3 protein-coding genes are annotated in these 3,780 nt (G+C 75.2%); 2 read left to right on the forward strand and 1 reads right to left on the reverse strand.

Going from position 1 to position 3,780, the window contains the following annotated elements:
- The coding region (locus AE652_RS44495; RefSeq protein WP_199823202.1) for a (2Fe-2S)-binding protein at positions 1-202 on the forward strand (202 nt) is incomplete at its 5' end.
- 214 nt (positions 203-416) lie between these two features.
- Complete coding sequence (locus AE652_RS37315) at positions 417-1,556, forward strand: DUF2637 domain-containing protein (RefSeq protein ID WP_049659689.1); 1,140 nt, start codon at positions 417-419, stop codon at positions 1,554-1,556.
- 46 nt (positions 1,557-1,602) lie between these two features.
- Here the strand turns inward: AE652_RS37315 and AE652_RS37320 are convergent.
- On the reverse strand, positions 1,603-3,780 hold a 2,178-nt coding region (locus AE652_RS37320), incomplete at its 5' end, for a SpoIIE family protein phosphatase (RefSeq protein ID WP_159028671.1).

Consider the following 3,780-nt stretch of genomic DNA (forward strand, 5'->3'; position numbering starts at 1 on the left):
CGACCCCGCGCGCACGCCCGGCGCGGGCGACCGCCCCGCTCCGGCCCCGGCCCCCTTCATCCCGGGCGCCGGATTCGCGCCCCCGGCGCCCGGGAGCGGTGGCGCTCCGGCCCTGGAGCGCTCCCGGGCCAGCTGCTGCCTCGTCTACACCGCCGATCCGAAGGACATGTGCGGCGGCTGTCCGCGCGTCACGCGGCGTTGACGAAAACCTGTCCGATATCAGGTCCGAAAAGCCCGTGATTCCAGGAAAAGCCCGCTTCAAATTCGCATGACAATGCGATGGTAACCGGGTCAGAAATCCCTCTCCTCAGCGCATTGACGGCGAATCGGCCATTTCCTCGCCGCGCGTCCGCCATGATGGTCCCCGCCGTCACGACGCAGAAAAGCGACGCAGGAAAGCGAGGCTGGTTTCGGCGATGAAATTGTCCGACATACCGCTCGGATGGGCGATCACCGTGGTCGTGGGGCTGCTGGTCAGCGCACTCCTGGTGGCCCTGCTCCGCAGCCGGGGGTCCGCCTCCTCCACCGCCGGCACGGATTCCTGGGAACGGTCCGAGGAACGGCGCCGCCGCAAGGAATCCCTGTACGGCGGCGCCTCCTACACCCTGTTGTTCTGCTGCGCGGGCGTCGCGGCCGCCCTCTCCTTCCACGGCCTGGTCGGCTTCGGCGTGCAGAACCTCGGCCTGTCCGGCGGCTGGGAGTACCTCGTCCCGTTCGGCCTGGACGGCGCCGCGATGTTCTGCTCGGTGCTCGCCGTCCGCGAGGCCAGCCACGGCGACGCGGCGCTCGGCTCCCGGCTGCTGGTCTGGCTCTTCGCCGGCGCCTCGGCCTGGTTCAACTGGGTGCACGCCCCGCGCGGCCTGACCCACGCCGGCGCCCCGCAGTTCTTCTCCGGCATGTCCCTCTCCGCGGCGATCCTGTTCGACCGGGCGCTCAAGCAGACCCGCCGGGCCGCGCTGCGCGAGCAGGGCCTGGTGCCGCGCCCGCTCCCGCAGATCCGCATCGTCCGCTGGCTGCGCGCCCCGCGCGAGACCTACGCGGCCTGGTCGCTGATGCTGCTGGAGAACGTCCGCAGCCTGGACGAGGCGGTCGAGGAGGTGCGCGACGACAAGCGGGAGCGCGCCGACGAGAAGCAGCGCCGCAAGCTGGCCGGGCGCCGGGAACGGGCCGAGATCCGGGCGATCAACCGCTCCCACAGCGCCTGGCGGCGCGGTGGCGGCACGGCGCGGCGGCTGGGGTCCGGCGCGGAGCCCGCGACGGCCGCCGCGGCGGACCGCCCCGGGGTGGAACGCGTCTCGACGGAGCGGGTGTCGGCGGAACGGGTGTCGACGGAGCGGGTGTCGGCGGAGCGCGTCGGGGCCGAGCGTCCCGAGGTGGAGCGCCCCGCCGGTCCGCGCGAGGTGGAACCGGCCGAGGGCACGGTCGTCCAGCCGGGCCTGCCGGCCCGTCCGGAGCGGCGCACCATCGACCTCACCCTGGAGGAGGACACCGTCACGCTGCCCCGGCTGGACGAGATGGAACGCAAACTGAAGGACCTGGAGCAGCAGTTCGGCTGACCGCTCCCCCGTCGGCGCCCCGGGAGCCCAGGCCCCGGGCCGGCGCTCAGGCCGCCGACGTCCCGCTGAGCTCGAACCACATCCGCTTGCCGGAGCCGCGCGGCTCCACGCCCCAGGAGTCCGCGAGTGCCTCGACCAGCATCAGACCCCGCCCGGAGGAGGCCTGCTCCCCCGGCGTCCGGCGGGTCGGCCAGAGGTCCGACTCGTCCTCCACCTCGACCCGCAACCGGGCCCGGCCACCGTCCGCCTCCGGCTCCCGGTAGAGCCGGGCGGTGAACATGGCGTCCCGGTCGGTGTGCCGGATGGCGTTGGTGACCAGCTCGGAGGAGAGCAGCTCGGCGGTGTCGATGAACTCGGCCACGCCCCAGCGGCGCAGTGCGTCGCGCAGCTCGGCCCGGACCTCGGCGACCCGCGCCAGGTCGGCCTGGCCGATCCGGCGGCGCAGCTGCTGGGCGGCCAGCCCGCCGGCCGGGCCGTCCCAGCGCAGGAGCAGCAGCGCTATGTCGTCCTCGCGCTCGCTGGAGTCGGCGGCCTGGGAGGCGATCCGCTCGGCCAGCTCCTCCAGCGGGTCGCGGGCGGCCTGCCCGGCGTCCGGCAGCGGGCGGGCGAGCGCCCGGGCGAGCCGGGCGATGCCCTCGTCCAGGTCCATGCCGCGCGCCTCGACCAGGCCGTCGGTGCAGAGCAGCACGGTCTCGCCCGGGTCCAGGCTGAACCGGGTGACCCGGTACTCCTGGTCCGGGTCGATGCCCAGCGGCAGCCCGCCGGCCACCGGCACCACGGCGGCGGTGCCGTCCGCGCGGCGCACCAGCGGGTCGAGGTGACCGGCCCGGACGGCGTAGACCACGCCGTAGTCCACGTTGACCTCGGCGTAGGTGCAGGTCGCGAAGTGGTCGGTGTCCAGGTCGGCGAGGAAGCGGGAGGCGCGGGCCATCACGGCGGCGGGCGGGTGGCCCTCGGCCGCGTAGGCGCGCAGCGCGATCCGCAGCTGGCCCATGATCCCGGCGGCGTGCACGTCGTGGCCCTGGACGTCGCCGATCACCAGGCCGACGTGTCCGCCGGGCAGCGGCACCACGTCGTACCAGTCGCCGCCGATCTGGAGGCCGGAGCCGGCCGCGATGTAGCGCACGGCGGTGGTCACGCCCGGGACGGACGGGACGGTGCGCGGCAGCATCACCCGCTGGAGGCCGGCCGCGAGCTCGTGCTCGGCGTCGTGCAGCCGGGCCCGGGCCAGCGACTGGGCGACCAGCCCGCCCAGGGTGGTCAGCAGGGTGCGCTCGTCGGCGTCCAGCTCGCGCTCGTCGTCGAAGCTGACCACGCAGACGCCGATCGCCCGGCCGCTGGCCACCAGCGGCAGGTACGCCCAGGAGCCCCGGCCGGTGCGGCTGGTCTGCTCCCACACCTCGGGGTAGCCGTCGCGGAAGTCCTCGCGGGTCGAGACGAAGACCGGCGCGCGGTGGCGCAGCGCCTCGGCGGCCGGGTGGCCGGGCGGCAGCACGGTGCGGTCCCAGACCGCCAGCGAGTCGGAGCGGTAGCCGGAGGCGCCGAGGATCTGCGCCCGTCCGGCCTCGAAGGAGGCCAGCACCAGGCCGTCCGGCGGCAGTCCGGGCAGCGGCAGTTCGGTGAACACCCGGGCCACGTCACGCACGGTGACGGCTTCGGAGAGGGCGCGCGCCGCCTCCTTGATGAACCGGGAGCGCTCCTCGCGCAGCAGGGCCATCCGGTCGGCGTGGTCCCGCTTGTGCAGCTCGACGGTGGCGTCCCAGACGAAGCCGACCATCCGGGAGGCCCGGCCGAAGGCGTCGGCGAGCACCCGGCCGCGGAAGCGCACCGCGCGCATGCCGCCGTTCGCCCCGACCGTCCGGTAGTAGGCGCCGCACTGGCCCAGCTCGGACACCGCGCGCTCGACCCGGCGGCGCACCACGGGCGCGTCCTCGGGGTGCAGCATGGCCAGGAAGGAGGCGGCCGTACGGTCGAAGCGGCTCTGCCCCAGGGCGTCCAGGCCGACGATCGCACAGGCCCGCTGGTCGCCCTCCAGGACGTCGCGGCGGATGTCCCAGTCGAAGGAGCCGATGCCGTTGGCCGCCATCGCGGGCTCCAGCCAGTCCGGCATGGTGTCCGCGGAGGACGGCGGCAGGCCGCCCGACAGCACGGGCGCCAGCCGGGCGGCGGCGAGGCTCGGGGACGGGCGCACCGCGGAGCCGCGGCGCGAGGACTGGGCGGGCGG

This window comes from Kitasatospora sp. MY 5-36 (assembly GCF_001182915.1).
In the GTDB taxonomy this organism is placed as follows: Bacteria; Actinomycetota; Actinomycetes; order Streptomycetales; family Streptomycetaceae; genus Kitasatospora.

Coding starts and splice junctions, on each gene's coding strand:
- AE652_RS37315 (WP_049659689.1), top strand. CDS start 417: ATGAAATTGTCCGACATACCGCTCGGATGGGCGATCACCGTGGTCGTG.